Genomic DNA, 25,559 nt, shown 5'->3' on the forward strand with positions numbered 1-25,559 from the left:
ACAGCTTCTGACGATATGATTCAATTTAAAAATATTTCAAAGCATTTTGAGCTGAAAGGCCAAACCGTTACAGCACTGGATCAAATTGATCTAAAAATCCCTGCTGGATGCATTTTTGGCATTATCGGCTACAGCGGTGCAGGCAAAAGTACCCTGATCCGCCTCATTAACCTGCTTGAACGCCCAAGCCAAGGTCAAATCATTATCAATGATAAAGATTTCACTGCGCTGAATGCGGCTGAATTACGTCAAGAACGCACTAACATTGGCATGATTTTCCAGCATTTCAACCTGCTTCAGACCAAGACCGTGTCTGAAAACATTGAGATGCCTTTAAAGCTGCTGGGGGTGTCTAAAGCCGAGCGTCAGAAGCGCTTGGATGAGCTGCTGGAATTTATTGATTTAAAACATAAAAAAGATGCTTTCCCGGATGAGCTTTCAGGCGGGCAAAAACAGCGTGTCGGCATTGCCCGCGCTTTGGCCAATCATCCTAAGATTCTGTTGTGCGATGAAGCGACTTCTGCGCTGGATCCGCAAACCACCAAATCGGTATTGGCTTTATTAAAGAAAATTAATGAAGAACAAGGCATTACGATTGTCATGGTAACCCATGAAATGGATGTCATTGAATCGGTTTGCGATTATGTTGCGGTGATGGAACAAGGCAAAGTCATTGAGCTGGGTTCTACCCTCGATATCTTCAGCCAGCCGCAGCACCCAACCACCAAAAACTTTATTCAAACAGTTCTTCAGCAGCAGCTGCCAGTCAACATTTTGAATAATTTAGAAAATCAAAATCATAAAAGTATTTACTGCTTGAAATTTTTAGGCAGCTCCGCGCAGGAAACGGTGATTCAAGCCGTGATTAAAACTTTTGATATCAGTTTGAATATTTTATTCGCCAACATGACTGAAATTAATGGTTCTGTCATTGGGCAGATGTTTATTCAGCTTTTAGGTGAAGCTGATCAAATTCAGCAAGCAGTCACCTTTCTGGAAAATAGCGGTGTAGAAGTAAGCCAAGCAGGAGTTCAGCCATGAGAGATTGGATCGTACAATGGCTCACTGAAGTCACTGCGCCGTTTTGGAAAAGCTCCCTGTCGATAGACCAATTTGTCACAGCGCTGCAAGAAACCTTCCATATGGTGTTTTTTGCGATGCTGTTTGGCTGCATCTGGGGCTTTATTCAAGCCGTTATCCTGTTTGTCAGCCGTCCGGCAGGCATTCTGCCAAACCGCGTGATTTATCATGGCCTGAATCCGATTGTAAACGCGCTGCGTTCTCTGCCCTTTATTATTTTGCTGATTGCGGTAATTCCGCTGACTAAAGTTATCGTCGGCACCTCTATCGGCACTTGGGCTGCAATCGTGCCGCTGACTATTTATGTTGGTCCGTATATCGGCCGCTTAATTGAAACCTCCCTGCTGGAAGTCAATGAAGGCATTATCGAATCCGCACAAGCGATGGGTGCTTCACCTTGGCAAATTATTTATAAATTTGTTTTGCCTGAATCCCGCAGTTCACTCATTTTGAATTTGACTACCGCAACCATCAGCCTGATTGGCGCAACTGCAATGGCAGGCGCAGTCGGTGCAGGCGGTATCGGTGACTTAGCGATTTCTTATGGTTATCAGCGCTTTGATACCAGTGTCGTCATTTTAACAGTGATTGTCTTGCTGATTTTAGTTCAGCTGGTGCAAAGCTTAGGCGACTGGCTGTCCAAATTGCGTTAAGCCTTGAGCGCCGCGTTGATTTAAAACCCTCTTCGGAGGGTTTTTTATTTCCAGCAATTCAAAACGGATTTTCCGAAAAGCGCCTAATCCATCTCTGCAAACGGAATCGGCTATGTACTGATGATCCCGCCCCTAGAGGTCAAATCCGCGTTGCAGCAGCCTAAAAATTCAATATTCACTACCGCGCCAATGCCGCCTTGACGTTCAAAAAAGGCAAACTGGTTCAATTCTCTATTTGGCCAGACCTTGCCTGCTGAGTGCTTTTAATCCATGCCGTTTTGACGGCAAACAGCCAAAGCGGCGAATATCTGAAATGACAGGCATATAAAACTTCACCAATCCATTTCAATAAACGCAAGTTTAAGCTCAGAGCATGCTAAAATAATCAGCTGTTTTCGCAGGGACTCATCTATGCACTTTGTACATCTTGGTATTTTTACAGAATTTTCGATCACTGAATCTATTGTACGCATACCTGATCTTGTAAAAGCTGCAGCTGCAGATGAAATGCCCGCTTTGGCGATTACCGACCTGTCAAACCTTCATGCGGCAGTCAAATTTTATAAAAAATGCCTCGATAAAGGCATCAAGCCTATTTTCGGCGCAACCCTCCGCCTCAATGACGCAGAACATAAAGCCACCTTGCTGGCCATGTCCAAAAAAGGCTGGCGCAGCCTGACAGAGATTGTTTCTGAGGGCTACATCAGCGGCCAGCAGCTGGACATCCCATGCGTGCAAAAAGACTGGATTCTCAATCAGCATGAAGACCTGATTGTGCTGCTGGGCCAGCACAGTGACGTCGGCAAAATGCTGCTGACTTCCAACCCGCAAAAAGCCGAACCGCTGCTGCAGGAATGGGTCGAAAAATTCGGCAACCGCGTTTATTTTGCCCTGACCCGCACCAACCGCCCGGGTGAAGAAGACTTTATTCAGCAAGCGGTTAAACTGGCCAAAAAATATAATATTGGCGTTGTTGCGCATAATGATGTGCACTTCATCCGCCCAGAAGATTATGAAGCGCATGAAGCGCGTGTCTGCATTGCCGACGGTTATGTTTTAGGCGATGACCGCCGTCCGAAAAACTACAGCACTGAACAGTATTTCAAAACAGGCGCTGAAATGACCGAGCTGTTTTCGGACATTCCAAGCGCCATTGAAAACACCTATTACATCGCCCAGCGCTGCAACGTTTCGTTCCGCCTCGGCTTTCATGATTTGCCGGACTACCCGATTCCGGAAGGCCATACCATTGACACCTACTTTGCCCATCTGTGCGAAGAAGGTCTGGAAGAGCGCCTAGATTTCCTCTACCCGCCCGAAAAGCGCGGCGATGATTGGGCAGAAATACGCAAGCCCTATGATGAACGCCTGAAGTTTGAAATTAACATCATTCTGACCATGCAGTTCCCGGGCTACTTCCTGATCGTCATGGACTTCATTCAATGGTCGAAAGGCAATGGCGTGCCGGTTGGCCCCGGCCGCGGTTCGGGTGCGGGTTCTTTAGTCGCCTACAGCCTAAAAATTACCGACTTGGATCCGCTGCGCTACGACCTGCTGTTCGAACGTTTCTTGAACCCAGAGCGTGTCTCCATGCCCGACTTTGACGTCGATTTCTGCATTGCCGGCCGTGACCGCGTGATTGACTATGTGGCGCGCACCTATGGCCGTGATGCGGTCTCGCAGATTGCCACTTTCGGCACCATGGCAGCCAAAGGCGCAATCCGTGATGTGGCGCGGGTACTGGGCAAATCATATGGTTTGGCCGACCGCGTTTCAAAAATGATTCCAACCAAGCCATTGGGCTTGACCTTGGAAGAATCCATTGAAGCCGAACCGCAGCTGAAAGATGTGGTGACTAACCCATCCAACCCCGACTATGACGATGCCTCTGAAATTTGGGAAATGGCGCTGAAGCTGGAAGGCATTACCCGCAACACTGGTAAACATGCCGGCGGCGTGGTGATTGCCCCGACCAAGCTGACTGACTATTCTGCGGTCATGTGTGAAGCGGATGGTACGGCCCGCGTAGCGCAATTCGATAAAGACGATGTTGAATCTGCCGGTTTGGTGAAATTCGACTTCTTGGGCCTGCGCAACTTAACCGTGATTGAAGATGCGATTACGCATATCAACGCACGCCCAGATATCACAGAACCGGTCGATATTTCCTATATTCCGCTGGATGATCCTGAGGCTTACGCCATCTTTGCGACCGCGAATACTACTGCGGTCTTCCAGTTTGAATCCGTCGGCATGAAAAAAATGCTCAAGGATGCGCGTCCGAGCAAATTTGAAGAAATTATCGCCTTCGTATCGTTATACCGCCCAGGCCCGATGGACCTGATCCCAGACTTTATTTTCCGTATGCATGGCGGCGAGTTCGAATACCTGCATCCACTCTTGGAAAAAGTGCTGGAACCGACTTACGGCATTATGGTGTATCAGGAACAGGTAATGCAGGCCGCGCAGTTCTGTGCCGGCTATACACTCGGCGGCGCCGATTTGCTGCGCCGTGCCATGGGTAAAAAGAAAGTTGAAGAGATGGTCAAGCACCGTCAGATCTTCATCGAAGGCGCAGCCAAAAAAGACATTGATACCGATACTGCGAACCATATCTTCGACTATATGGAAAAATTCGCCGGCTACGGCTTCAACAAATCGCATGCGGCCGCCTATGCCCTTGTGGCCTACCAAACTGCTTGGCTGAAAGCGCATTTCCCTGCCGAATTCATGTCTGCGGTGATGACATCGGAAATGCAGAACACCGATAACGTGGTATTCATCATTGATGACTGCCGCAGCAACGGCTTAGAAGTACTTCCGCCATCGGTAAATATGTCACTGTACAACTTCCATGCCAGCGATCCGAAAACCATTGTTTATGGACTCGGCGCCATCAAAGGTGTAGGTGAAGCGGCGATGCAATCCGTGATTGACTCGCGCATTCAAGAAGGCCCTTACCGTGATTTGTTCGATTTCTGCCACCGTATTGACCTGAAAAAAATCAATAAGCGCACCTTGGAAGCGCTGATCCGTGCGGGCGCACTCGACTGTCTGGGCATCGAACGCTCAAGCCTCATGGCGCAGCTGCCGGAAGCTGTTCAAGCAGCAGATCAGGCGCGGCATAACCGTGAAACCGGCATCATGGACTTATTCGGTGAAGTCGAAGAAGTGCAGCGCAAACCGGCTAAACCGGTGAAGCCGTGGTCAGATGAAGTCCGCCTCAAAGGTGAAAAAGATACCCTTGGCTTATATCTGACCGGGCATCCGATTGACGTTTACCGTCCGGAACTGAAATCTTTCATTTCACAGCGCATCAATGAGCTGACCCCGACCCGCCGCGGCGTAACCACGGTATTTGCTGGTCTGGTGGTCGATGTCGCCAACTTCCCGAACCGCATGATGGTGACATTGGATGATGGTACGGCGCGGATTGAAGTGTCTGCCAACCATGAACGCTTCCAGCGCTTTAAAGAGATTATCCAGACTGAAAAAGTTGTGGTGATTGAAGGTGAAATTTATGAGCGCGAAGGCTTTGACCGCCCAATGGGCCGTTTAAGCAAAGCCTTCAGCCTGAATGAAATCCGTCAGAAGCGCGCCAACAGCATTCAAATTACCCTGGATGCAGAACATATCAGCAAAACCCTTACACAGGATATGCAGAATATTCTGGCGCCATACTGCAATGTCGACATGTGCAGCCATATTCCAGTCCAATTAAAACTGGATTTTGACTATGCTTCAGCAGAACTGCATTGCGGCGTGAATTGGAACATTGCTCCGCTGGATGAAGCGCTCAGCAAGCTGCGCGACTACTTTGGCAAAGAAGCGCTGCACATTGAATATCATGTCAAATCCAAAGCGGCCAAAGCCGTCAGCTACGAACAGGCGCAGCCCGTAAATATTGCGCCTCCTCCGCCCGGCATGAGCATGGATGACGCAATGGATTTATATCAGGCAGAAACTGCAAATCAATATTCTTGATCTGCATCTGCCTGCAGCACGATTAAATATTTTAAAAATTCAAATTTGGAACAAAGATGAGTCAAATTGACAATGCCGCTGTTTCAGCGCATCTCTCCCATGTGCGTATTGTAATGGTCAATACCACTCTGCCTGCGAACATCGGCAGCGCCCTGCGCGCGATGAAAACCATGGGCCTGTCTAAACTGGTGCTGGTGGCGCCAAAAACCTACCCGCACCCGGATATTGACGCGCTGGCTGCTGGCGCAGCAGATCTGATTGAACAGATCGAAATTGTCGAAACCTTGGAAGATGCCATTAAAGACTGCCATATCGTCTTCGGCACCAGCGCGCGCAGCCGCACCATTCCTTGGCCGCTGCTCGATGCGCGCCCTGCCGCTGAATTGTCCTTAAAGGCTGTATCGGATAAACAGCAGGAAGTTGCCGTCATTTTTGGCCGTGAAGACCGCGGCTTAACCAATGAAGAATTGGCAATGGCCAACTATCATGTCACTATTCCAGTCAACAGCGACTATGGCGTGCTGAATGTAGCGCAGGCGATTCAAGTGATTTGCTATGAAATGCGCATGGCGGCCTTGGCGCATGTCGAACACGGCGCAGATCCTGAAGCGCAGATGCATGTAACGGATGATATTGATATGCAGTGGGACGAACCCTTGGTGACCCATGAACATATGGAACAGTTCTACCCGCACATCGAAAAAATGCTGGCGGATATTGAATTTATGGATCCAAAAAATCCAAGATTATTGCCTTTGCGCTTGCGCCGCCTATTTGGACGTATACAATTAGATCGTATGGAATATCATTTACTTCGCGGTATATTTACCCGAGTACAAGCCTTAAATAATGGCACATGGAAAAAATCGAAGGATAAAGAGGATCAATCTAATGCTTAAACAGCTCAAAGAAGATATCCAAGCTGTATTCGCGCGCGATCCTGCAGCACGAAATACGCTCGAAGTCTTAACCACCTATCCGGGCATTCATGCTCTGATTATGCACCGTGTTGCGCATGAATTGTGGGTTAAGGACTGTAAAGGCTCTGCCCGTTTACTATCTTCTTTCAGCCGTTTTGCCACTGGCATTGAAATCCATCCCGGCGCAAAAATCGGCCGCCGCTTTTTCATTGACCACGGCATGGGCGTAGTGATTGGTGAAACTGCGGAAATCGGCAATGACGTGACTTTGTATCATGGCGTCACCCTAGGCGGCACCACGTGGAATAAAGGCAAGCGCCACCCGACTTTGGAAGATGGCGTAGTGGTTGGCGCAGGGGCTAAAATTCTGGGGCCATTTACCGTCGGCAAAAATGCCAAAGTCGGTTCAAATGCAGTGGTGACCAAGGAAGTTCCAGCAGATACCACTGCTGTGGGCAATCCTGCACGCTTCATTACCAAAAACAAACCAAAAGATGATGAAGAAAACCGCCGCCGCGATTATGCCGAAAGCATTGGCTTCCAGCCCTATGCCGCGACACAGGATCAATCGGATCCGATTCTGGAAGGCATGCGTGTGCTGCTTGACCGCATTCAGCTCAATGAAAAGCGCATGAACACATTATGCCAGCGCCTATCGCTGCTGGATCCGACCTTTAAGAAGCAGCAGCTGGACGAACAGCCTTTCAGTGATGAAGAATTAAAAATCATTGAAGATGCCCGCCGCGAATGCGAAGCGCAAAGCACACAATCAAAAGCCTAGTTCCTGCATTAAATCGCACTCAAGTGGCTAGCAACTGACTTGCATGTTGATCAGAGTTTTTTTAGACTGATCAGCATGCTGTTTTAAGTTTTAAAATAAATTAAATGGAAGATCGCTATGACGCTTAAGCCCTTGGCCGTTGCCTTAGTTGCTTTAACCCTCGCCGCTTGTGGAAGCGCCCCGACTAAAAATAAAAATCCAGAAGGCGCAATGATCTTTGCGGAACCGGAGCTGACTCCGCCATTCTATGCACTGAATCCATTTAATTATGATGCGCCGCCTCCATTTGAAATTGACTTGCAGAAAGCTGCGGCTCAGCCTGTGACTAAAATGGAAGTAAATCTTGCAAGTGACCCATCTAAAAAAATGACTTTAGATGTCAACCGCCTCATCATTCCGACCGTGAACAGCAAAGTCCGCTCGATGAAATATGCTGCGCTTGCGGGCGACAATGAAATTGACATCACCGAAATTGATGACTTCCTGCAGCTGGTCGAAGGCAAAGCGCGCCATTACCCGCCGCGTTTTGTACAGCGTCAGGAGCGCAAAGGCTTTGAAGCTAAATTGAAAGAAGTGACTCAGCAGCTGGATACTTTAGCCGCGAAGGACAATGCATCTTTCGATATTCTCATCCGTGCATTTAAAGGCAGCGTTATGGCGCGCAACCTCGATTTAGGTTCGGTCTATACCACTAAATCGCTCACTTATGCGCAGCGCATTCTTAAAATCAACAAAGATGATGCTGAAGCCAACTTCTGGTTCGGTTTCGGCTTGTCTGAAGGCGGCGGCCAGCGTGAAGCGATCCCTTACCTAGACAAAGCAATGAAAGCCGGTGTTCAGGAAGCGTATCTGTCTGCTGCCAACAACTACATTGCGATGGAACAAAAGAAAAGCGCAGTGAATGTGCTGAAAAACTATAAAGTGAAGTTCCCGCAAGAAGGCGAAGTCGCTGACCGCCTAATTCAAGAAATTGAAAAGCAAGGCCGCTGGAATGTTTGGCAAGTGCTGAATCCGCCAAAAGCATCTTAAGTTCAAATACAAAAAAATAGGCCAATCAAGGCCTATTTTTTTAAACGAATTGAAAATCCTGAAGATTATCGTATGATTTAAAAAATTGAACACATGAATTTTAGCGAACTCAGTATGCAGCATAAAATTAATAAATCCCTGCTTACAGGACTGTTCAGCGTATTGCTGCTGAGCGGTTGCCAAGTGGTCAGCGTCAAAAACCAATCCATCAATGTCACTATCGCCAATGAACGTGAAAGCATCCTTTCACGCAATAAATTGAGCGAAGCCAGCTTAAACGTCCTTTCGATGACTGGGCGTGAAGCAAAAGTATGTGCTGATGCGCCTGAAAAATGCGTAGAAGACATTCAAAAAATTCCGCAAATTCAGGATGAGCAACTGCTGTCTACGGCCAGCGAACTCTATCTGGCCAAAGCGATCGAGCTGGAAAAGTCTTCTGAATGCAAAATCAGCATACTGACCAAGCACAGCTCTCAAGAAAAACAGCAGGCAACACAGCGCACCTACGATGCTTGCTTAGATCAGCAGCTGAATATGCTGGATAAGAGCATCCGCTATAGCTATGCCTACATGTTTAAAACCAAACGCGGCCCGCAAGACCGTATTTTTGACAACCGGCAGGTTCAAATTCGGGATTTCTACAATCAAGGGATTGCTAAACTTGTTAACGCCTATGCTTTGCGCTTTAAACCGACTGAAGTCGAGAGCCAGATTAAAGTCGGGCAAAGTGTTTATAACATCAGCTTCGACAATTATCCTGAACTGAAAAAACGCAAGATTGAACAGCTTCTGTCTACATACAACCTGAATTTCTCAGGTTTGCGCTCGATTACCCGCCGTGATGGTTTCGGATCTGAATTTTTAGTGGTTTTGCCCGATGACACGCCTAAAAATACAGAAAAAACGAAATACATTGTTGACCCGCTGACGTATCATTACCCGAGTGGCGTCAATCCCAATATCCATCAGCCGCAATACTTGGCCGCAACCTTAACCGCAGAGCCGGCATCTGCCGCCTCTGTAGAGGATATTTTGAATCATTCGGTCTTCCAGATTAAAGCCTACGATCCGTATAAATATGAAAATCTGATTATCGCCAATAAGGAATATCCGCTGGCAGCCAACTTTTCGGCTCCCTACGGCCTTTGGCTTGCGCAAAACAATCTGGGCAAATCGGCTTATCTGTCGCTGATTGACCGCGATGAACAGCTGACCATGCCGCACTTGTACATGCTGGAGCCCTATAATCCCAATAAAAAAATCATTGTTTTGGTGCATGGCTTAGCCAGCAGTCCTGAAGCGTGGATCCGCCTGACCAATGACATCATGGGTGACCCGGTGCTGCGTGAGCATTATCAAGTGTGGCAGGTATTTTATTCTACCAATATGCCCATCATAGAAAGCCGCTTCCAGATTTATTCCATTTTAACGCAGGCCTTTGCTCAGGTTGGCAGTCAAGCGCCTGCAAAGCATGATGCGGTATTGGTCGGCCACAGCATGGGCGGCATTATTGCCCGCCTGCTGGTCAGCGATGCGGATATCACCCAAAATGCGCTTAAAATGATGAGCAATCGCCAGCTGAACCGATATCAAATTGATGTGATTAAAAACCGCTTGGTGATGAAAGACATCCCGAATTTCAGCCGCGCGGTTTTCCTGTCTTCACCGCATCGCGGAACAGAATTTGCAGACCGCTGGTTTACCAAAGCGGCGCGTAAAATCATTAAATTGCCGGGCGCCTTTCTCTCTGCGATGGCCGATGTATTGACGCAAGAAGAAGACCTGAAAGATCTATTTAAGGAAATTGATCACGGCCTGATTCAAAATGGCCCAAGCGATTTAAGCTACCGTTCTAAATTTATCGCCTTAACTGAAAACATTATGCCTATACCGGGCATGAAATATCACTCGATCATTGGCAATGCCACAAACAGTGATGATCCAAATGTCATTTCTGATGGGGTTGTTCCTTATAAAAGCGCCCACTTAGACGGCGCAATATCAGAAAAGATTATAAAAGGCGGCCATTCTATTCAAGAAACGCCAGAAGCTGTTTTAGAATTGCGCCGCATTTTAAGGCAGCACCTTGTGGAGCTTGGCTTATACAAACCCTAAATACAGAGCATAAAAAAAGCCGGATTCATGTTCGGCTTTTTTATGGCGTACTGCTGCTATAAAGCTCAAGGCGCTGAATTCATTTGCTCCAAATAAATTTATGGCAGGCATCCAATGCCAGCTCATAATAAGCCAGCCCTTCTTGCGCTGCCCGAAATGCGCGCTCCTGCATCGCCGGCTGGCCCTCACATAAGCGCTTAATCAGTTCCATCGCCTCATATGGATGCAGATCATCATAATGCGCATGCGCTCTCAGCCATGCAATCGTTCTTTTATTGATTGAGACTTCTGAATGCACCGTATAGGCCTGTATGCCTTCATAAACTTTACTGCTCCAGTCACCCGTCGCCCATTCAATTGCAAGATTGGTGGCCGCCAAACATTCGCACAACGTGCCACGGCTGCTGATATTCCATAAATAATGATTGACCGCATTCATCGCTGCAGGCGGGCGCACGCTGTCCAGTCCCGGTACCAATTTAAATGGCGTTCTTCCACTTTAATATTGCGAATAAGCCAATCCCGGGTTTCAGTAACGCCCGGCTCAGAAAAATTGACAGCTTTGGCAAGCGCCAGCCCCATAAAAGAAGGAAAATGGGCGACCAAAGGATAAAAATTCAGCAGCGCGAAACGGAAACTTTTAACCGAGAGCTGTCCGCCCGCCATATTCATAAAAAAAGGATGCCTGCTGATTCTATTTTTATAAGGAGTTAAATGATCCCAAAACTGCTGTGACCATAAAGTATGCGGGCTGATTTCCAGTTCAGCCTCATCCTGCTTTTTTGATATGGCATTCATTTACTGCTCCATGTCATAATTTTTATATATTGCAATTCGATCATAATTTAATTCATAACAGAAACAAGGCCTTTTTTAATCATATGCATACGACTCATCAGCATTGCCCATAAATGCTTTTAAGATCAATTATTTTATTAATCACGTTATTTATATTAAGCCATAAAAAATAGTAAATTCCTGCCCTTGCCGAGCATAAATTCTTTTGTTAAAACTAGTAACTAAGCGCAATAAAACCAATGCTATGCAGCCTTTAAAATGGACGTTTTCGATTAAAATATAATTTGGCCAACAGATATGAAATTAGAAGGTTCGAAGCTTTTAAGCCGGAATGAAATTCATGCCTTAATTTCTAACGGATTGAATTATGTCTATTTTTCAAAAAAGCTTGAGCCTATTTACAGACGGCAGTACCAGCATGAAGCCGCTTTAGAATTCCGCTACCGTGCGCCTATTATTTTCCTGCTGTATATATATTTAAGCTACGGCATTTATCAAAACCTTTCTGAAACCGAACAGGCTTCCCAATGGCTTTTATTATATTCCTGGGTCGGCATTATTATTTTTATCGCCTGGCTGTTTTCATTCGTCCGCAGGTTTGATCATCTTTTTGACATATATGCAGGTTTAGGCTGTTCAGCAGCTATCGCCATTTCATTTATGATTATTACCAGCGTTCAAAATAATAATGATGCCCTGCTTCATGCGGCCATGATGTATGCTGTGATTATTGTTTACAGTTTTGTCGGTTTACGTTTTTATACCGCCTTAATTGCCGGCTGGTTCGGCGGATTTACCGCTATTCTAATTACAAAATTGCTTAACTATCCGATTGACTGGGCATTTTTAAACCGCACTTATACCTTCAGCAGTGTTCTCGGCATGTCGCTGGCCTATGCCATTGACCGGCAGCACCGCGAAAACTACCTGCAGAACTGCATCATTGAATTGAATAAGCTGGAAATGGCGCAGCAGTCTGAACAGCTCGAGCGGCTGACTCAATTAGATGCACTGACGGGGCTGGCCAACCGCCGCCATTTAACCACGGTACTGGATCAACAATGGAATATGGCTCTGCGCCATCAAATGCCGCTCAGCATCCTGATGGTGGATATTGATTTTTTTAAAGAATATAACGACCACTTAGGGCATCTTGCCGGAGATATTTGCCTGCAGAAAATTGCGCATGAATTGCAGCTGATCACTTCACGCAGCACCGATTTGGCCGCGCGTTATGGCGGTGAAGAATTTTTATTGATGTTTCCCCTGCAAGAAGAGCATCAAATTGAAACCATTGCCCTAAAACTTTTAGCGCATATCAGCAATCTTGCGCTGCCGCACCCCTCAAGCTCCATTTCCCCCTATGTTACGGTCAGCATTGGAGCTGCGACAATTGTTCCTCAAGCGCATGATGCACTATCAGCTTTTATTCAATCTGCAGATGACGCGCTGTACTTAGCAAAATCCAATGGCCGCAACCAATTCTTCATGCAGAAAAAACCGGCTGCTTAATATCAGATTTCAATTGAGCTTTTTCATTCCTGCGCGGCAAATCAACCGGTGCGGCAAATAGATTGATCGTCACAGAAAAAGCTGAACTTTTGGCAGATCGGCCCGCATATCTGAATCGTACTTTTTACATTCATCTAATCTTTGCATGCTTTCGGTTTGCCGTATTTTTGTTAGAATCTGTCTGCACTGTTTGACATGCCTGCCTGTACGGAATCACATCAATATGCGCAGCGCCTAAGCGCCATTTTGCTGTTTTTTCATTCAATGCACCCATTTAAAAGCCGGCGGCATGGACCGTAAGCAAATGATCAATACAAATGAATATATTTAATTTAAAAGGTATTTTTATCCAATGACTGCAGCAACCCCAAATATTGATCTGAGTACGCTTACTCCTATGATGCAGCAGTATATGACGGTGAAAATGCAGCACCCGCATTCGCTGATGTTTTACCGCATGGGCGATTTTTACGAATTATTTTTTGAAGATGCACACAAAGCTGCAAAACTGCTGGGCATTACCTTAACCCACCGCGGCAAAGCCAATGGCGAACCGATTCCTATGGCTGGCGTACCCTATCATGCTGCAGAAGGCTACTTGGCCCGCTTGGTCAAAAAAGGTGAAACGGTCGTCATCTGCGAACAGATCGGCGAAGTTACTGGCAAAGCGCCTGTAGAGCGCGGTGTTGTACGGATCATTACACCCGGCACCTTAACCGATGATGCCCTTTTAACAGCGCACCAGACTTCAAATCTGGTGGCTTTATGCATCCAGCAGAATCAAATTGGCATCGCACTGCTGGACTTAAGTGCAGGCTTATTCAAAGTGCAGCAGCAGGAATTTAAAACAGAACAGCTGGCCATTGAGCTTTCCCGCTTAATGCCAAGCGAGATCATTATTGATGAAGACATCATTGATCCAAATATCATTGAGCATATTAAGCAGCAGCTGGATTGCCCAATCACCAAACGGCCGAATGTTGATTTCAACCTGAATAATGCGCAGAAAACCCTGTGTGATCAATTTGCCATATCGACTTTATCTGGTTTTGGCATCGACCATTTACCGCTGGCCAAAGCGGCGGCAGCGGCATTAATTCATTACGGTAAAGAAACGCAAAAAACTGCGCTGCCGCATATCCGCAGCATTCATCTGGAACAAAGCTCAGACTTTATCGCGCTTGATCCTGTGACCCGGCGCAATTTAGAACTGGTCGATCCCTTATTCGAACATGGCACGTCCCTGTTTCAGCTGATCAATGATTGCCAAACCGCCATGGGCGGCCGGCTGCTGCGCAGAACTTTGATGCAGCCGTTGCGCGATACCGCCATTTTAGATGGCCGCTTAGATGCCGCTCAGGCATTATTGAAAGGCTATCATGAAGCTCCCGTTCGCTTAGTCCTGAAAGAAATCAGCGATATTGAACGTGTCCTGAGCCGTGTCGCCCTTGGCAGCGCGCGCCCGCGGGATTTGGTTCAGTTGCGTCAAGCCTGTGCGCAAATTCCTTATTTACGCCACGCCTTGCAACCCGTAACGGACGCGAATCAGTCACAGCTGCTGAGCGAGCTGAATCATGAACTCGGCGACTTCAACGGCCTGCATGAACGCCTGATGTCCGCGATTGTGGAGCATCCGCCCGTGTTGCTGCGTGATGGCAATGTCATTGCAGAAGGCTTTGATGATGAACTGGATGAACTACGTAAAATCCGCGATCATGCAGGTCAATTCCTGATTGATTTAGAAATTAAAGAGCGTGAAGCCACAGGCATCAACACCCTTAAAATCGGCTATAACCGTGTCAGCGGCTACTATATCGAGTTAACCCGCGGGCAAGCCGATCAAGCGCCGGAACGCTATATCCGCCGTCAAACCCTGAAAAATGCAGAGCGCTATATCACCCCAGAACTGAAAGCATTTGAAGATAAAGTGCTGTCCAGTGAATCACGTGCATTAGCGCGGGAAAAAATGCTGTTCGAAATGCTGCTGGATGAGCTGCGCCAGGACATCGGCAATCTGCAAATGATGAGCAGCGCCATCGCGCAAGTCGATATGATTGCCAATTTCGCGCATCAAGCGCGCCTGCATCATTGGACCCGTCCAGAATTCAGCCCAGACATTGGTGTAAAAATTAAAGCCGGCCGCCATCCTGTGGTGGAATCGCTCAGCAAAACGGCCTTTACCCCGAATGATACAGTGCTGGACTTCAACCGCCGCATGGCGATTATTACCGGCCCGAACATGGGCGGTAAATCCACGTTTATGCGCCAGACGGCTTTAATTGCGCTTTTGGCGTACTGCGGCAGTTTCGTACCTGCAGATGCAGCTGTCTTGGGCCCAATCGACCGGATCTTCACCCGCATCGGCTCTGCAGATGATCTTTCAACCGGCAAATCGACCTTTATGGTGGAAATGACCGAAACCTCGCAGATTCTGCATCATGCCACCAGCCAATCTTTGGTGTTAATGGATGAAGTGGGCCGCGGCACCAGCACCTATGACGGTTTGTCGCTGGCTTGGGCCTGCGTGCTGGATTTGACCAAACGCATCAAATGCCTCTGCTTGTTCGCTACGCACTATTTTGAGCTGACCGAACTGGGCAAAGAGCCCAGCATTGACAACTATCACGTCACGGCAAAAGAGCTTAACGGCAACCTGATTCTGCTGCATAAAGTCCAGCATGGCCCTGCCAGCCAAAGCCATGGCCTGCAAGTGGCGAAACTCGCCGGCATTCCGGCCAATGTCATTAAAGAAGCGCAAAACCGCCTGCGCATTTTGGAAAAACAGCAGCAGCTGCATTTGAATCATGCCGTGCAAAATGATCTGTTTGCCGAAAGCCAAGTGCCGGAAGTTGTTGAACGCATCGTCGAAGTTGAAAAAACCTCGCCGGCTTTAGAACTGCTAAAAGAACTGGATGTCGATAATTTAAGCCCGCGCGAAGCGCTGCAGCAGCTGTATATGCTCAAAGACAATCTCTAAGCCTGCGCTTGGAAATGAGCAAAATACGCTTCTAAAATTGCACCAGGAAAAAGCTCTCAATTGAGAGTTTTTTTCATTTATAAGTATTTTTGATGAATCTGAACGCTTTTTATCAAATTTAACAGTCCTATCTATATCAAATATCAATAAAAGGAATTGTTAGTTGCCTCTGTTTTTGCCTAAAATACAGCATTAGTTATTAGAACCATATTTTTAGGTAGCTGTCGCCATGACCTTTGTTGTCACTGAAAATTGTATTAAATGTAAATATCAAGACTGCGTTGAAGTTTGCCCTGTAGACTGTTTCTATGAAGGCCCGAACTTCCTTGTTATTAATCCTGATGAATGCATCGACTGCGCACTTTGCGAGCCGGAATGCCCTGCAAATGCAATCTTCTCAGAAGATGAGCTGCCAGAAGGTCAGGAAGTTTTCATTGAGCTGAATACTGAGCTTTCTCAAAAGTGGCCAAATATCACTCAAATCGGCGATCAGCCTGCTGACCGCGAAGCGTGGAATGGCAAAGCAGACAAACTGCAATATTTAGAAAAGTAATTTTTTTAAATTACAAAATTAAAAAAGATCAGCACCTGCTGATCTTTTTTATACTGAAAGCACACATTTCATTGCAATTTATTCAAATTTTCTTTGCTGTTTTAGATTAAAATATAAGTATTGTGTAAATAATTGATTTTTATAATGAAGCATTTTATGAAGGCATTGCTTGCAGTTACAGCAATACCTCTAATCTTTTTGGCTGGCTGCAGCACCTCGCCCAAAAAAGGTCAAACAATTACAACACCAGATGGTCAGCGGATTTTCATCCCTCAGGAACGCATCAGTTTTGAACGCAAAGCCCAGCCAAAAGTTGTGCCTTATGCGTATAACTCATGGGTTTCGGCCAGTGACAATTTACGCCAAGTCCGTGAGTATGAAATATTTTTAGAAAAAAATGGCGTCGGCAATATCATCCCGAGCTTTGAGCTGATGCGCACTGCACGGGATTGGCAAAAATGCGGCCGCTCGCAATATATGGTGCCCAACCGTGAACTTTGGGGCAACCAGATTCCTACGCTGCGCGTATTTAAATACTTGGTCGCTGCCAATATTTTGCCTGATTTTGAAGTAACTTCGGTTTACCGCGATTTGCCGCTGAACCAATGCGCCGGCGGCGCGAGTTCTTCACGCCATTTATATAACTCAGCCATCGATTTCCGCATCGGGCCTGAATATCCGCAGCCAGAAGACTATGCCTATATTGAAAATACCAAATTCAGATTATGCCAATTCTGGTCTCAGCATGGCCAAAGCCTGAATATGGGACTGGGCCTGTATGCAAGCGGTCAAATCCATATTGATACTCAGGGTTACCGTACGTGGGGCCCGGATCATTCCAGAAATTCATCTATGTGTAATTACTAAAGCATTACATTTCAAGCAAAGGCCTCAATTGGGGCCTTTTTTGCAGATAAATTCTGCAAATATGATGCAAAAAATTGCGCTTCATGATGAAAGGTTTAAAATGCATGCATCAAAAATGAGGCGTGACGACTATGCAGCAAATGTGGACAGAAATTGATGCTTATATTGATTCGCATTTAATTCCTGAAGACCCAATCTTAACCCAGACGCTGAAACATACCGATGAAAGCGGTTATCCAGATCATTTGGCTGTCGCGCCAAATCAAGGCATGCTGCTGCAGATGCTCATCCAGATGAATAAATGCAAGCGTGTGCTTGAATTGGGCACTTTTGCGGCTTACAGTACCATGTGGCTGGCTCGCGCCTTGCCTGAAAATGGCTATATTCTGACCATTGAAGGCCGTGACACGCATGCTGCGTTAGCGCAGGAAAATATTGATAACGCTAAGCTGCCGCAGACAATTGAACTGAAATGCGGACGCGCCGCAGATGTGCTGCGCGCGCTGCCTGAAGATACAGAAGCTTTTGACTTTATCTTTGTTGATGCCGACAAGCAAAGCTATCCGGAATACTTGGAGCTCAGCCTTAACTTGTCACATTCAGGTACGATTATTGTGCTGGACAATGTGATCCGCGCCGGTGAAATTTTAAATCCGGAAAATCACAAGCCGAGTATTGAAGGCATCCGCGACATGTTTAAAGCCATGCAGAACCATCCGCGCATCTTGTCGTGCACGGCGCTGCAGACGGTTGGCAGCAAAGGCCATGATGGTTTTGCCATCGCTATTGTGAAATAAGCAAAAATAGCGCAAAAATCACTCATTGTTTTATTTTTTAAATAAAACATAATGTTACAAATACTTACCACAGAGTTATCCACAATTTATGAGGATAACTCTTTTTTACGTTCTTCTTGGCTGTTTATACAGTGCCACAGTTCATGATGACGCTGCTCTGATTATTTGACCACCAGCAGCGGAACTGTAGAATTCCGGAAAATAGTGGTTGCAATGCTGCCTAAGAAGAACTGATGGATCTTGCTGTGGCTGAATGCGCCCAGCACAATCAGCTGAATGCCCTGCTCTTGCTGATACAGCAGAATATTTTCAGCTACATCGCCATAGCGGTATTCCGTGACGACATCCAAGCCTTCATTCTTTAAATACTGCATCGGTTCATTCAAAATTTCCGGATGGTCGCCGACATACAGCAAATGGCATTGCAGCAGCTTCAGCAAATCACTTTGCCCGACGCGCTTCATCAAATTAACGCAGGTCGGTGAGTATTCATAAGCAAAAATAAAGCGTGTAGGCGGCTTAAAGCTTGATCCGACCGTCATGACGGTGCATTTCGCGCCGCGGATGAAGTTTTCAACATTGCTGCCTATCGGCTTGTTGCGCTCTGCAGAACGCTCCCCGACACGGCCAATCACCACAATATCGTCATCGCGCAGCACATTGAAGCTTTGTTCTAAGAAGTCGCCTTTTTCCTGAATATGCGAAACGGTGACGCCATATTTCTCATGAATCATTTCAGAAATATGATTTAAAAGGTTATTGCTGTAATCCAGCGCCAGCTCACTTTGCTTTTGTTCTAATTCGGCCAATTCTTTTAACAGCATGGCATTGCTTTCAAAACCAATGACACCGCTGATCTCGCCTAAATGGTAGCTGGCCGGATAATAGTCCAGCACTTGAAGCAGAACGAGTTCCCGCTGGGTTTCTTTCGATACCCAGACAGCGGCTTCTGCCAGTGCATTAATGCACGGTGAAGAGTCAATACATGCAATTACGCGTTTCATAATTAGCCTCTCTTTCTGTAATAGCTGGGCTATAAATAATCTCTGTTTTTAACTTAGCACAACTTTTCACATCATGGCAGGCTTTTATGTAAGTACTTTTACAAATTGAATTTTTGCGTCAATCTGCTCAAAACTCAGCTCAATCCATACAGCTGCATTAATCGCGGTAACGAATGAATTTAGCCGGATTTCCGCCAATGACTGCTCTTTTTTCTACATTTTTAGTCACCATGCTGTTCATGCCGACGATAGCCTGATCCTCAATGCGGATGCCGTCTTTCACGCCGACATGCGCGCCCAGCCATACATCCCGCCCAATTTCAATGCCCCGCGAACGTACAGGCTGCTGATAAATCGGCTGATCAGCATCCATGCCATGATCAAAAGCATACAGGTGGCAATACGCCGCAATTCGGACCTGATCGTGCAGCTTGATCCCGGCGCGCCCGCCATCCAAGATGCAATGATGATTGATCGCAACTTCATTGCCGATGTCCAAGGGGCCATGCAGCGTGCAGTCCGCAGCGATAAAGGTATTATCGCCAATGGTGATTTTACGGCCAGGCTCGGCAAAAATATGCGCTAAAGGCGAAATAAAACAGTTTTGGCCAATTTCAACCGTTTCCATGGCCATAAGATAGGCTTGATATTCCTGTTGCCATGCTTCCGCCCAGCCTCTATTTTTCGGCTTTAAGCTCCAGTACAGCCAAGGCATGTAGTTCAGGCGGTGCTTATGCTGTTCGCGGTATTTCAGCAACGGATCAGCAGCGGAATTTTGCTCAGTCATCTTCAGGCTCTTCAATAATCTTCAGCTGTTCTCGGCCGCGTGTCACATCCTGCAGCTTTAATGCCAGCGGAGCAACCTGATGCACTTGCAGCAAGGCCTCAACACGCACGCCATCCGCCGTATATTCTTCACTATATTCAATTTGCTGGGTATTCAGCTCATATTGAAAGATCGCCCATTCATTGAATTGGCATTGAAAAGAGACTTTTTTCTTTTCAATCAATTCAATTTTTTCCGCCAGCAGCAGGCATTGCCCCGCTGTGCCGCCATAAGCCCGGACAAGCCCGCCAGTACCCAGCTTGATGCCGCCATACCAGCGGTTGACCAAAATCAGCACATTGGTCAATTCATTGCCTTCTATGGTCGCCAAGATGGGCCGCCCCGCAGTGCCTGAAGGCTCGCCATCATCATTAAAACGGACATTATGGCCAATTTTCCAAGCCCAGCATTGATGCGTCGTGCTGACATCTTTATGCGCTTCTAAAAAATCCTTGACGGCCTGCTCATTTTCTACAGGCGCCGCAATGGCTTGGAAGCGGCTTTTTTTAATGTCTTCTTCAAAATGGACTGGGCTGGCGATGGTAAACGGCATTCGGCTTCTTAATGTCAAAAATCCAAATGATTATAGCGTTTTATTGGCCAAAATGATTTCACTACGGCAAAGAAAAAGCCTCACGGCAAGGTGAGGCTTTTTCCTGCTGTCAGCAATCAGCGTTCACGCAGCGCTTCTTTGGCTTTGTTGAATGGCTTGATTAAATAATCCAGCACGGTTTTTTCCCCTGTCCTGATATCCACAGTCGCCACCATGCCCGGTGTAATCGCAAAACGCTGTCCCGCTTTATTCACCAGCTGATCACTGTCTGTACGGATATAAGCGCGGTAATAGAACTGATCCTGCTTCACTTCATCGCGCAGCGTATCCGGTGAAATGACCGTCACTTTGCCTTTTAAACCGCCATAAATCGAATAATCATACGCGGTAATTTTCACCAAAGCGTCTTGCTCAGGGCGGATAAACGCAATATCCCGCGGCGAAATACGCGCCTCGACCAGCAGCTGTTCATCCAGCGGCACAATCGTCATGATTTTGCCATTTTGCGGCACCACACCGCCGAGCGTCATCACATCAATTTCTTTCACCACACCGCGTACAGGCGATTTAAAGACAGTTCGGCTGAGTGTATCCGTTTTGCCTTTCACCACTTGCTGCTGCGTTTCAATATCGGTATTGGCCTTAGCCAATTCTTCACGAGCTTTGACAAAATACTGATTGCGGATATCATTCATTTGATTGCGCAGTTCGTTGGCTTGACGCTTTAAGCGCAGCACTTCTACTTCGCTGGCAGCGCCTTTCGCCACCAAGGGCTGGGTCATCGCCAATTCTTCTTCAACCAACGTTAAAGCCTGTTTCAGGCCTGCCAATGATTCTTCTAAATTGGCTCGGCGGGACTGATACAGCGCTGTTTCTTCATTGACCAATTTGGCATCTTTCACCACTTCCGCAGGGAAACTCAGCGGTGTGCCATTCACCTCTGCCCGCAGGCGCGCTGCAGATGCTTTGGTCGCCATCAGCAAGGATGCCGTTTCACCGACATTCGATTCAAAGCGGGTGGGATCAAGCTGAGCCAAAACTTGGCCTTGATTCACGATCTGCCCCTCTTTGACATAGATCTTGGTTAAAATACCGCCATCCAGTGACTGAATCACCTGCTCTTTGGAGGAAGGAACGACTTTGCCGGTTCCGGTTGAGACTTCTTCCAGTTTAAACAGCCACGCCCAGGCCAAGATTACCGCCAATCCAATGCAGATGATCCAAATCACCAGGCTGGCTTTCGGCAAGGGCAGCTCTTGAAATGACGTTTTTAAAGCGCGCGGAGCGACTGGATTGCTTTCACTTATTTGTTCACTCATGCCTGCGCTCCCATTGCGCGCTGCTGCGCTGCGCCAGATTGATTCAAAATTTGATCCCTTGGCCCATCCATGACAATTTTTCCGTCATTGATCACGATAATGCGGTCGACCAATTCCAGTACCGCACGGCGGTGCGTTGCCACCACCAATGTACGGTGCTTTAAATAAAAACGCAGATGATTAATTAGTTGCCTTTCCGACACATCATCTATCGAGGCTGTCGGCTCATCCAGCAGCAGAATATTCGGCTCACGAATCAGCAGCCGCGCCAGCAGCAGCGCTTGACGCTGGCCGCCTGAGAAGCCGACGCCGCCTTCCAGCACAATATGATCCAGCCCTTCTTTCTTTTCCTGCACAAAAGCCAAAGCGCCGGTAATATTCAAGACATGCAGAATCTGCTAATCAGTCGCCAGCGGCGCACCCATCGTCAGGTTGTCACGGATCGAACCGTAAAACAGCTGGGAGGTCTGATTCAGCTGCCCCATGTCGCGGCGCACATCCGATGGATCGATCAGGCTTAAGTCAATGCCATCCAGCTTCACTTTGCCTTGCGATGGCGACTGCATGCCGGAGAGCAGCTGCAGCAGGCTGGATTTTCCTGCGCCATTGCGCCCTAAAATCGCAATTTTTTCACCGGCTTTAATTTCCAGTTTCGGAATCACCAAGCTGGGCTTAGGATCATCATCCATATATTTGAACACCACACCATTCAGCTCATAGGCGCCATTGATCATTGGCCGGTGAATCAGGTGCGAATATTCCGGCTGATCGACATTCTTTTTCATCAATTCATCCAGGCCATTTTTCGCTACTTTGGCCTGCTGCCAGCGCCCGAGCACACCTGTCAGCTGCGCAATCGGCGCCAGCATGCGCGAAGATAGAATTGAACACGCCACCAAAGCGCCGGTGGTCATTTCACCTTTCATCACCGCAAAACAGCCCACCAATACCACCACGGCAAAGGTCAAGCCTTGGATTTTCTGTGTCCACGCATTCATGAATCCGACAATTTTGCGCTGCTGCATGCTGACATTGGCCGAAACTTCGTTCATGTGGTTCCACTGATTTTGAAAGCGCGACTCGGCCCGAAGCAATTTAATGTCTTCAATTCCCTGCACCGCTTCGACCAGCATAGCATTGCGGATGGCGGATTCACGCATGCCCATTTGCGCCAGCTGAGCCAATTTTTTCTGCGCAAGAAAACCCGGCAAGACCATAATCGGCACAATCAGCAGCATCACCCAAAACAAATTGCCGCCAATGATCCAGAATATGCCCAAGAACAGCAGGAAGAATGGCAAATCAGCAACCGCTGTCACGGTCGTGGAGGTCACCAGTTCACGCACGCCTTCCAGTTCACGGATTTGCGAGATGAATGTACCAGTCGATTTCGAGCGCTCATTGTTTTTAATGCGCAGCGCATGGCCAAAGACGCGGTCAGAAATGCGCAGATCCGAACGCTTGCCGATAATATCGGACAAATGAATGCGGGTAATGCGCAGCACAAATTCAAAAACCGCCGCCAGCAGCACGCCGCTGGCCAGCACCCAAAGTGTCGGCACGGACTGTGATGGAATCACGCGGTCATATACATTCATAGAGAACAGCACGGTCGCCAGCGCCAAGAGATTCGCCATCATTGATGCCAGCATGATGTCGATATAGCGCTTCCAGTCCTTGAGCACAATGCTCCAGAACCAGTTCTGTTCAAAAGGCTTGATGTATTCGTCTACCCGCACATCCGGCACTGAAGACTCTGGACGCAGGATGTAGATATTGCGGATGCCGTGATTCAAGCGTTCAATGGAAAACACCTGCGATAAGCCTTCATCCCCGCTGATCTGCACACTGACATTGCCGTCAGCATCAATGCGTTCAACAATGCCCGCTTCACCGCTGATAAATTCGACCAGCACAGGCAAACGCCATGGGTTCAGCAAGCTTGCATCGTACTTATTTTTCCGCACGCTCATGCCCAGCTGCTTCGCCATGACGGAAATCAGCTCATCTAAATTGCTGTGCTGATTCCAGTCCAGCTGCAGGCGTATTCGCTCTTCTGAAGCTTCAATGCGGTAATGCTTGGCAATATTGAACACCGCTTGCAGCCAAGGCTGATAGTTGATGATATGGGTCATGGCTGCACTTCAACTCCCTGAATCTTTATATTATTTAATTTATAGATTTCTCTGCTGCGTCCAGTCACTTGAATATATTGGGCAAGGGCTGCGTAAATATCGTATTGTGAATTGACAATTTCCATGGCTGCGCTATGAATCGACTGTTCTGCATTCAGCAGATCAACCACGGTCCGCGTGCCTAGCTTATATTGTTCTTGATACAGCTCTTTGGTCCGTGCCGTGGTTTCCCTGCGCTGCACCAGCACCGCCATTTGGCGTTCCTTGTTTTCAATTTGCTCGCGGATCAAGCGCACTTGATCCAGCACATCCAAATAAGCTGTATTGACCTGCGCGCGGGCGGCTTCTTCAGCAAAACCGGCTGCACGCGTCTGCGCGCCAATCGCCCCGCCTTGATAAAAATTACTGCTGGCCTCCAGCATGATTGAATTATAAAAGCCATTATCTTCATTATTATTCGGATTGCGCCCGCTGACCGCCTGGCTCAAGCTGCCTTTGACATGAATGGTCGGATAGGCGCTCAGTTTGGCTTGCTGTTTTTGCAGTTTGGCGACGTCAACAGCAGCCTGAGCCTGCATAATGCTCGGAATGAATCCATAATCAGGATCTTTATATAATTCTGAATTTTGCAAAACAGACACTGGAATATCCCATGGATTGCCTGTGATATCCAAGCCAAGCAAGGTTCTTAAGCGCTGCTGATACTGACGCAGCTGTGATTGCTGCACAATCAGGTTAGATTCGGCCGCTTCTAAATTCGACTGCGCCTGAATCGGGTCGGCCTGACTGCTGATGCCTGCTTTAGCGCGCAAATCCGCAATTTCAGCAATCCGTGCAATTCCCTTAATTTGCTGTTCTGCAATTTGGCCGAGTTCTTGATAGCGCTTAATATTGATGATGGCATTGGCCACATCATAAGACACCTGATCCAGACTCACTAAAAAGCCGGCCTGTTCCTGCAGCAACTTTGCTTCAGCTACATTGACGCTGCTTTTCACTTTGCCGAAGTCATACAGCAGCTGCGTGACATTAAGCGAATAAACCTGCCCGCCGCGCTCGCCTTTGGTCAGGTCAGCTGTACTGAACCCGCCTGACAGCTGCGGATAATATTGCGACTTGGAAAAATCGATATTGGCATTCTGCTCAGAAATCTGCGCAATGGTTTGGCTGATTTCCGGCCGGCGCTGTACAGCCCGATGAATGGCATCAAGGAAACTGAGCTTCCCGCTCAACGGGTCAGAGGCTATCCATGCCAAACTGTTGCTGGCATACGGCGCATTTTGATCAGCCGCAGAGAATGCATTCATTTTTGAACGCTCAAAAGGCCGCTTGCTCAGTTCAGTAATATCAATTTTTTCTGCAGAACGTTTCGGTTTGGCAGGAAATAGCTGACCGATTCCATCTTTTAAGCGATGAAATTGATTTTTTTCAGCATTTTCTGCATGCACATAGGAAAGTTGAAATAGAATAATCAGCAGAAATATGGCCGCTTTTTTATTTTTATCAAATTTTTCCCATAGTTTTATATACTTATGGCTTCTTATCAGCATGTTTTCTACGCAATAATTTTTATTGATTTTTTTTACTTAATTCGCAAATAAAATTACATTTATCGAATATTATTTTTATTTTATTGATTATTTACCCTCACAACAA

The 25,559-nt window shown here is 47.2% G+C and carries 17 protein-coding genes and 2 pseudogenes; 12 read left to right on the forward strand and 7 right to left on the reverse strand.

Going from position 1 to position 25,559, the window contains the following annotated elements; translation table 11 throughout:
• Positions 1 to 15: 15 nt before the first annotated feature.
• From ACE3T3_RS05505 to ACE3T3_RS05535, 7 genes are all read left to right on the forward strand, one after another.
• Positions 16 to 1,041: a methionine ABC transporter ATP-binding protein gene (locus tag ACE3T3_RS05505; RefSeq protein ID WP_374664864.1), complete on the forward strand. Its 1,026-nt coding sequence runs from the start codon at positions 16 to 18 to the stop codon at positions 1,039 to 1,041.
• Positions 1,038 to 1,733, forward strand: coding sequence for a methionine ABC transporter permease (locus ACE3T3_RS05510; protein WP_374664866.1), 696 nt, complete (start codon positions 1,038 to 1,040; stop codon positions 1,731 to 1,733). The genes ACE3T3_RS05505 and ACE3T3_RS05510 overlap by 4 nt, the downstream gene beginning before the upstream one ends.
• Positions 1,734 to 2,144: 411 nt before the next feature.
• A complete protein-coding gene (gene dnaE, locus ACE3T3_RS05515; RefSeq protein WP_374664868.1) occupies positions 2,145 to 5,717 on the forward strand; it encodes a DNA polymerase III subunit alpha in 3,573 nt (1,190 codons plus the stop codon).
• 56 nt (positions 5,718 to 5,773) lie between these two features.
• On the forward strand, positions 5,774 to 6,616 hold the full coding sequence (locus ACE3T3_RS05520) for an RNA methyltransferase (RefSeq protein ID WP_374664870.1): 843 nt from the start codon (positions 5,774 to 5,776) through the stop codon (positions 6,614 to 6,616).
• On the forward strand, positions 6,609 to 7,418 hold the full coding sequence (gene cysE, locus ACE3T3_RS05525) for a serine O-acetyltransferase (RefSeq protein ID WP_374664872.1): 810 nt from the start codon (positions 6,609 to 6,611) through the stop codon (positions 7,416 to 7,418). Before ACE3T3_RS05520 ends, cysE begins: the two co-directional genes overlap by 8 nt.
• Before the next feature lie 117 nt (positions 7,419 to 7,535).
• Complete coding sequence (locus ACE3T3_RS05530; protein WP_374664874.1) at positions 7,536 to 8,447, forward strand: ABUW_2363 family tetratricopeptide repeat lipoprotein; 912 nt, start codon at positions 7,536 to 7,538, stop codon at positions 8,445 to 8,447.
• A gap of 114 nt (positions 8,448 to 8,561) precedes the next feature.
• Complete coding sequence (locus tag ACE3T3_RS05535) at positions 8,562 to 10,562, forward strand: esterase/lipase family protein (RefSeq protein WP_374664876.1); 2,001 nt, start codon at positions 8,562 to 8,564, stop codon at positions 10,560 to 10,562.
• A 79-nt stretch (positions 10,563 to 10,641) separates the two neighbouring features.
• Here ACE3T3_RS05535 and ACE3T3_RS05540 read toward each other — a convergent pair.
• Positions 10,642 to 11,360: pseudogene (locus tag ACE3T3_RS05540) on the reverse strand (TenA family transcriptional regulator).
• Positions 11,361 to 11,657: 297 nt separating this feature from the next.
• On the opposite strand from ACE3T3_RS05540, the gene ACE3T3_RS05545 reads away from it, so the two are divergent.
• The 5 genes from ACE3T3_RS05545 to ACE3T3_RS05565 all read left to right on the forward strand — a co-directional run bounded on the left by ACE3T3_RS05545 (position 11,658) and on the right by ACE3T3_RS05565 (position 18,066).
• On the forward strand, positions 11,658 to 12,872 hold the full coding sequence (locus ACE3T3_RS05545) for a GGDEF domain-containing protein (protein WP_374664878.1): 1,215 nt from the start codon (positions 11,658 to 11,660) through the stop codon (positions 12,870 to 12,872).
• Positions 12,873 to 13,224: 352 nt separating this feature from the next.
• Positions 13,225 to 15,849: a DNA mismatch repair protein MutS gene (gene mutS / locus ACE3T3_RS05550; protein WP_374664880.1), complete on the forward strand. Its 2,625-nt coding sequence runs from the start codon at positions 13,225 to 13,227 to the stop codon at positions 15,847 to 15,849.
• A gap of 229 nt (positions 15,850 to 16,078) precedes the next feature.
• Positions 16,079 to 16,402, forward strand: a complete 324-nt coding sequence (fdxA, locus tag ACE3T3_RS05555; protein WP_374664882.1) for a ferredoxin FdxA — start codon at positions 16,079 to 16,081, stop codon at positions 16,400 to 16,402.
• A gap of 144 nt (positions 16,403 to 16,546) precedes the next feature.
• A complete protein-coding gene (locus tag ACE3T3_RS05560) occupies positions 16,547 to 17,269 on the forward strand; it encodes a D-Ala-D-Ala carboxypeptidase family metallohydrolase (RefSeq protein WP_374664883.1) in 723 nt (240 codons plus the stop codon).
• 131 nt (positions 17,270 to 17,400) lie between these two features.
• Complete coding sequence (locus tag ACE3T3_RS05565) at positions 17,401 to 18,066, forward strand: O-methyltransferase (RefSeq protein ID WP_374664885.1); 666 nt, start codon at positions 17,401 to 17,403, stop codon at positions 18,064 to 18,066.
• Positions 18,067 to 18,227: 161 nt separating this feature from the next.
• Here ACE3T3_RS05565 and ACE3T3_RS05570 read toward each other — a convergent pair whose 3' ends face one another.
• The 6 genes and pseudogenes from ACE3T3_RS05570 to ACE3T3_RS05595 form a co-directional block, all read right to left on the reverse strand.
• Positions 18,228 to 19,070, reverse strand: coding sequence for a universal stress protein (locus ACE3T3_RS05570; protein ID WP_374664887.1), 843 nt, complete (start codon positions 19,068 to 19,070; stop codon positions 18,228 to 18,230).
• A gap of 157 nt (positions 19,071 to 19,227) precedes the next feature.
• Positions 19,228 to 19,857, reverse strand: a complete 630-nt coding sequence (locus tag ACE3T3_RS05575) for a DapH/DapD/GlmU-related protein (RefSeq protein WP_374664889.1) — start codon at positions 19,855 to 19,857, stop codon at positions 19,228 to 19,230.
• The gene (locus ACE3T3_RS05580; protein ID WP_374664891.1) at positions 19,850 to 20,449 is read right to left on the reverse strand and encodes a YigZ family protein; all 600 of its coding nucleotides are present in this window, start codon (positions 20,447 to 20,449) and stop codon (positions 19,850 to 19,852) included. The genes ACE3T3_RS05575 and ACE3T3_RS05580 overlap by 8 nt, the downstream gene beginning before the upstream one ends.
• Before the next feature lie 116 nt (positions 20,450 to 20,565).
• Positions 20,566 to 21,768 (reverse strand): HlyD family efflux transporter periplasmic adaptor subunit, encoded by a 1,203-nt coding sequence (locus ACE3T3_RS05585; protein WP_374664893.1) that lies wholly within the window; start codon positions 21,766 to 21,768, stop codon positions 20,566 to 20,568.
• Positions 21,765 to 23,903 (reverse strand): annotated as a pseudogene (locus tag ACE3T3_RS05590) (type I secretion system permease/ATPase). The gene ACE3T3_RS05585 and the pseudogene ACE3T3_RS05590 overlap by 4 nt, the downstream one beginning before the upstream one ends.
• A complete protein-coding gene (locus ACE3T3_RS05595; RefSeq protein ID WP_374664895.1) occupies positions 23,900 to 25,453 on the reverse strand; it encodes a TolC family outer membrane protein in 1,554 nt (517 codons plus the stop codon). Before ACE3T3_RS05595 ends, ACE3T3_RS05590 begins: the two are co-directional and overlap by 4 nt.
• Positions 25,454 to 25,559 lie beyond the last annotated feature (106 nt).

It is taken from the genome of Acinetobacter sp. (assembly GCF_041919735.1).
Taxonomy (GTDB): domain Bacteria; phylum Pseudomonadota; class Gammaproteobacteria; order Pseudomonadales; family Moraxellaceae; genus Acinetobacter.

Bases quoted from the DNA above. Each gene is read 5' to 3' on its own strand.
- ACE3T3_RS05580 (WP_374664891.1), bottom strand. From the start codon at position 20,449: ATGCCGTTTACCATCGCCAGCCCAGTCCATTTTGAAGAAGACATTAAA.
- ACE3T3_RS05535 (WP_374664876.1), top strand. From the start codon at position 8,562: ATGCAGCATAAAATTAATAAATCCCTGCTTACAGGACTGTTCAGCGTA.
- ACE3T3_RS05530 (WP_374664874.1), top strand. From the start codon at position 7,536: ATGACGCTTAAGCCCTTGGCCGTTGCCTTAGTTGCTTTAACCCTCGCC.
- fdxA (WP_374664882.1), top strand. From the start codon at position 16,079: ATGACCTTTGTTGTCACTGAAAATTGTATTAAATGTAAATATCAAGAC.
- ACE3T3_RS05520 (WP_374664870.1), top strand. From the start codon at position 5,774: ATGAGTCAAATTGACAATGCCGCTGTTTCAGCGCATCTCTCCCATGTG.
- ACE3T3_RS05510 (WP_374664866.1), top strand. From the start codon at position 1,038: ATGAGAGATTGGATCGTACAATGGCTCACTGAAGTCACTGCGCCGTTT.
- ACE3T3_RS05575 (WP_374664889.1), bottom strand. From the start codon at position 19,857: ATGACTGAGCAAAATTCCGCTGCTGATCCGTTGCTGAAATACCGCGAA.
- ACE3T3_RS05505 (WP_374664864.1), top strand. From the start codon at position 16: ATGATTCAATTTAAAAATATTTCAAAGCATTTTGAGCTGAAAGGCCAA.
- ACE3T3_RS05585 (WP_374664893.1), bottom strand. From the start codon at position 21,768: ATGAGTGAACAAATAAGTGAAAGCAATCCAGTCGCTCCGCGCGCTTTA.
- ACE3T3_RS05570 (WP_374664887.1), bottom strand. From the start codon at position 19,070: ATGAAACGCGTAATTGCATGTATTGACTCTTCACCGTGCATTAATGCA.
- ACE3T3_RS05560 (WP_374664883.1), top strand. From the start codon at position 16,547: ATGAAGCATTTTATGAAGGCATTGCTTGCAGTTACAGCAATACCTCTA.
- ACE3T3_RS05565 (WP_374664885.1), top strand. From the start codon at position 17,401: ATGCAGCAAATGTGGACAGAAATTGATGCTTATATTGATTCGCATTTA.
- dnaE (WP_374664868.1), top strand. From the start codon at position 2,145: ATGCACTTTGTACATCTTGGTATTTTTACAGAATTTTCGATCACTGAA.
- cysE (WP_374664872.1), top strand. From the start codon at position 6,609: ATGCTTAAACAGCTCAAAGAAGATATCCAAGCTGTATTCGCGCGCGAT.
- ACE3T3_RS05545 (WP_374664878.1), top strand. From the start codon at position 11,658: ATGAAATTAGAAGGTTCGAAGCTTTTAAGCCGGAATGAAATTCATGCC.
- mutS (WP_374664880.1), top strand. From the start codon at position 13,225: ATGACTGCAGCAACCCCAAATATTGATCTGAGTACGCTTACTCCTATG.
- ACE3T3_RS05595 (WP_374664895.1), bottom strand. From the start codon at position 25,453: ATGCTGATAAGAAGCCATAAGTATATAAAACTATGGGAAAAATTTGAT.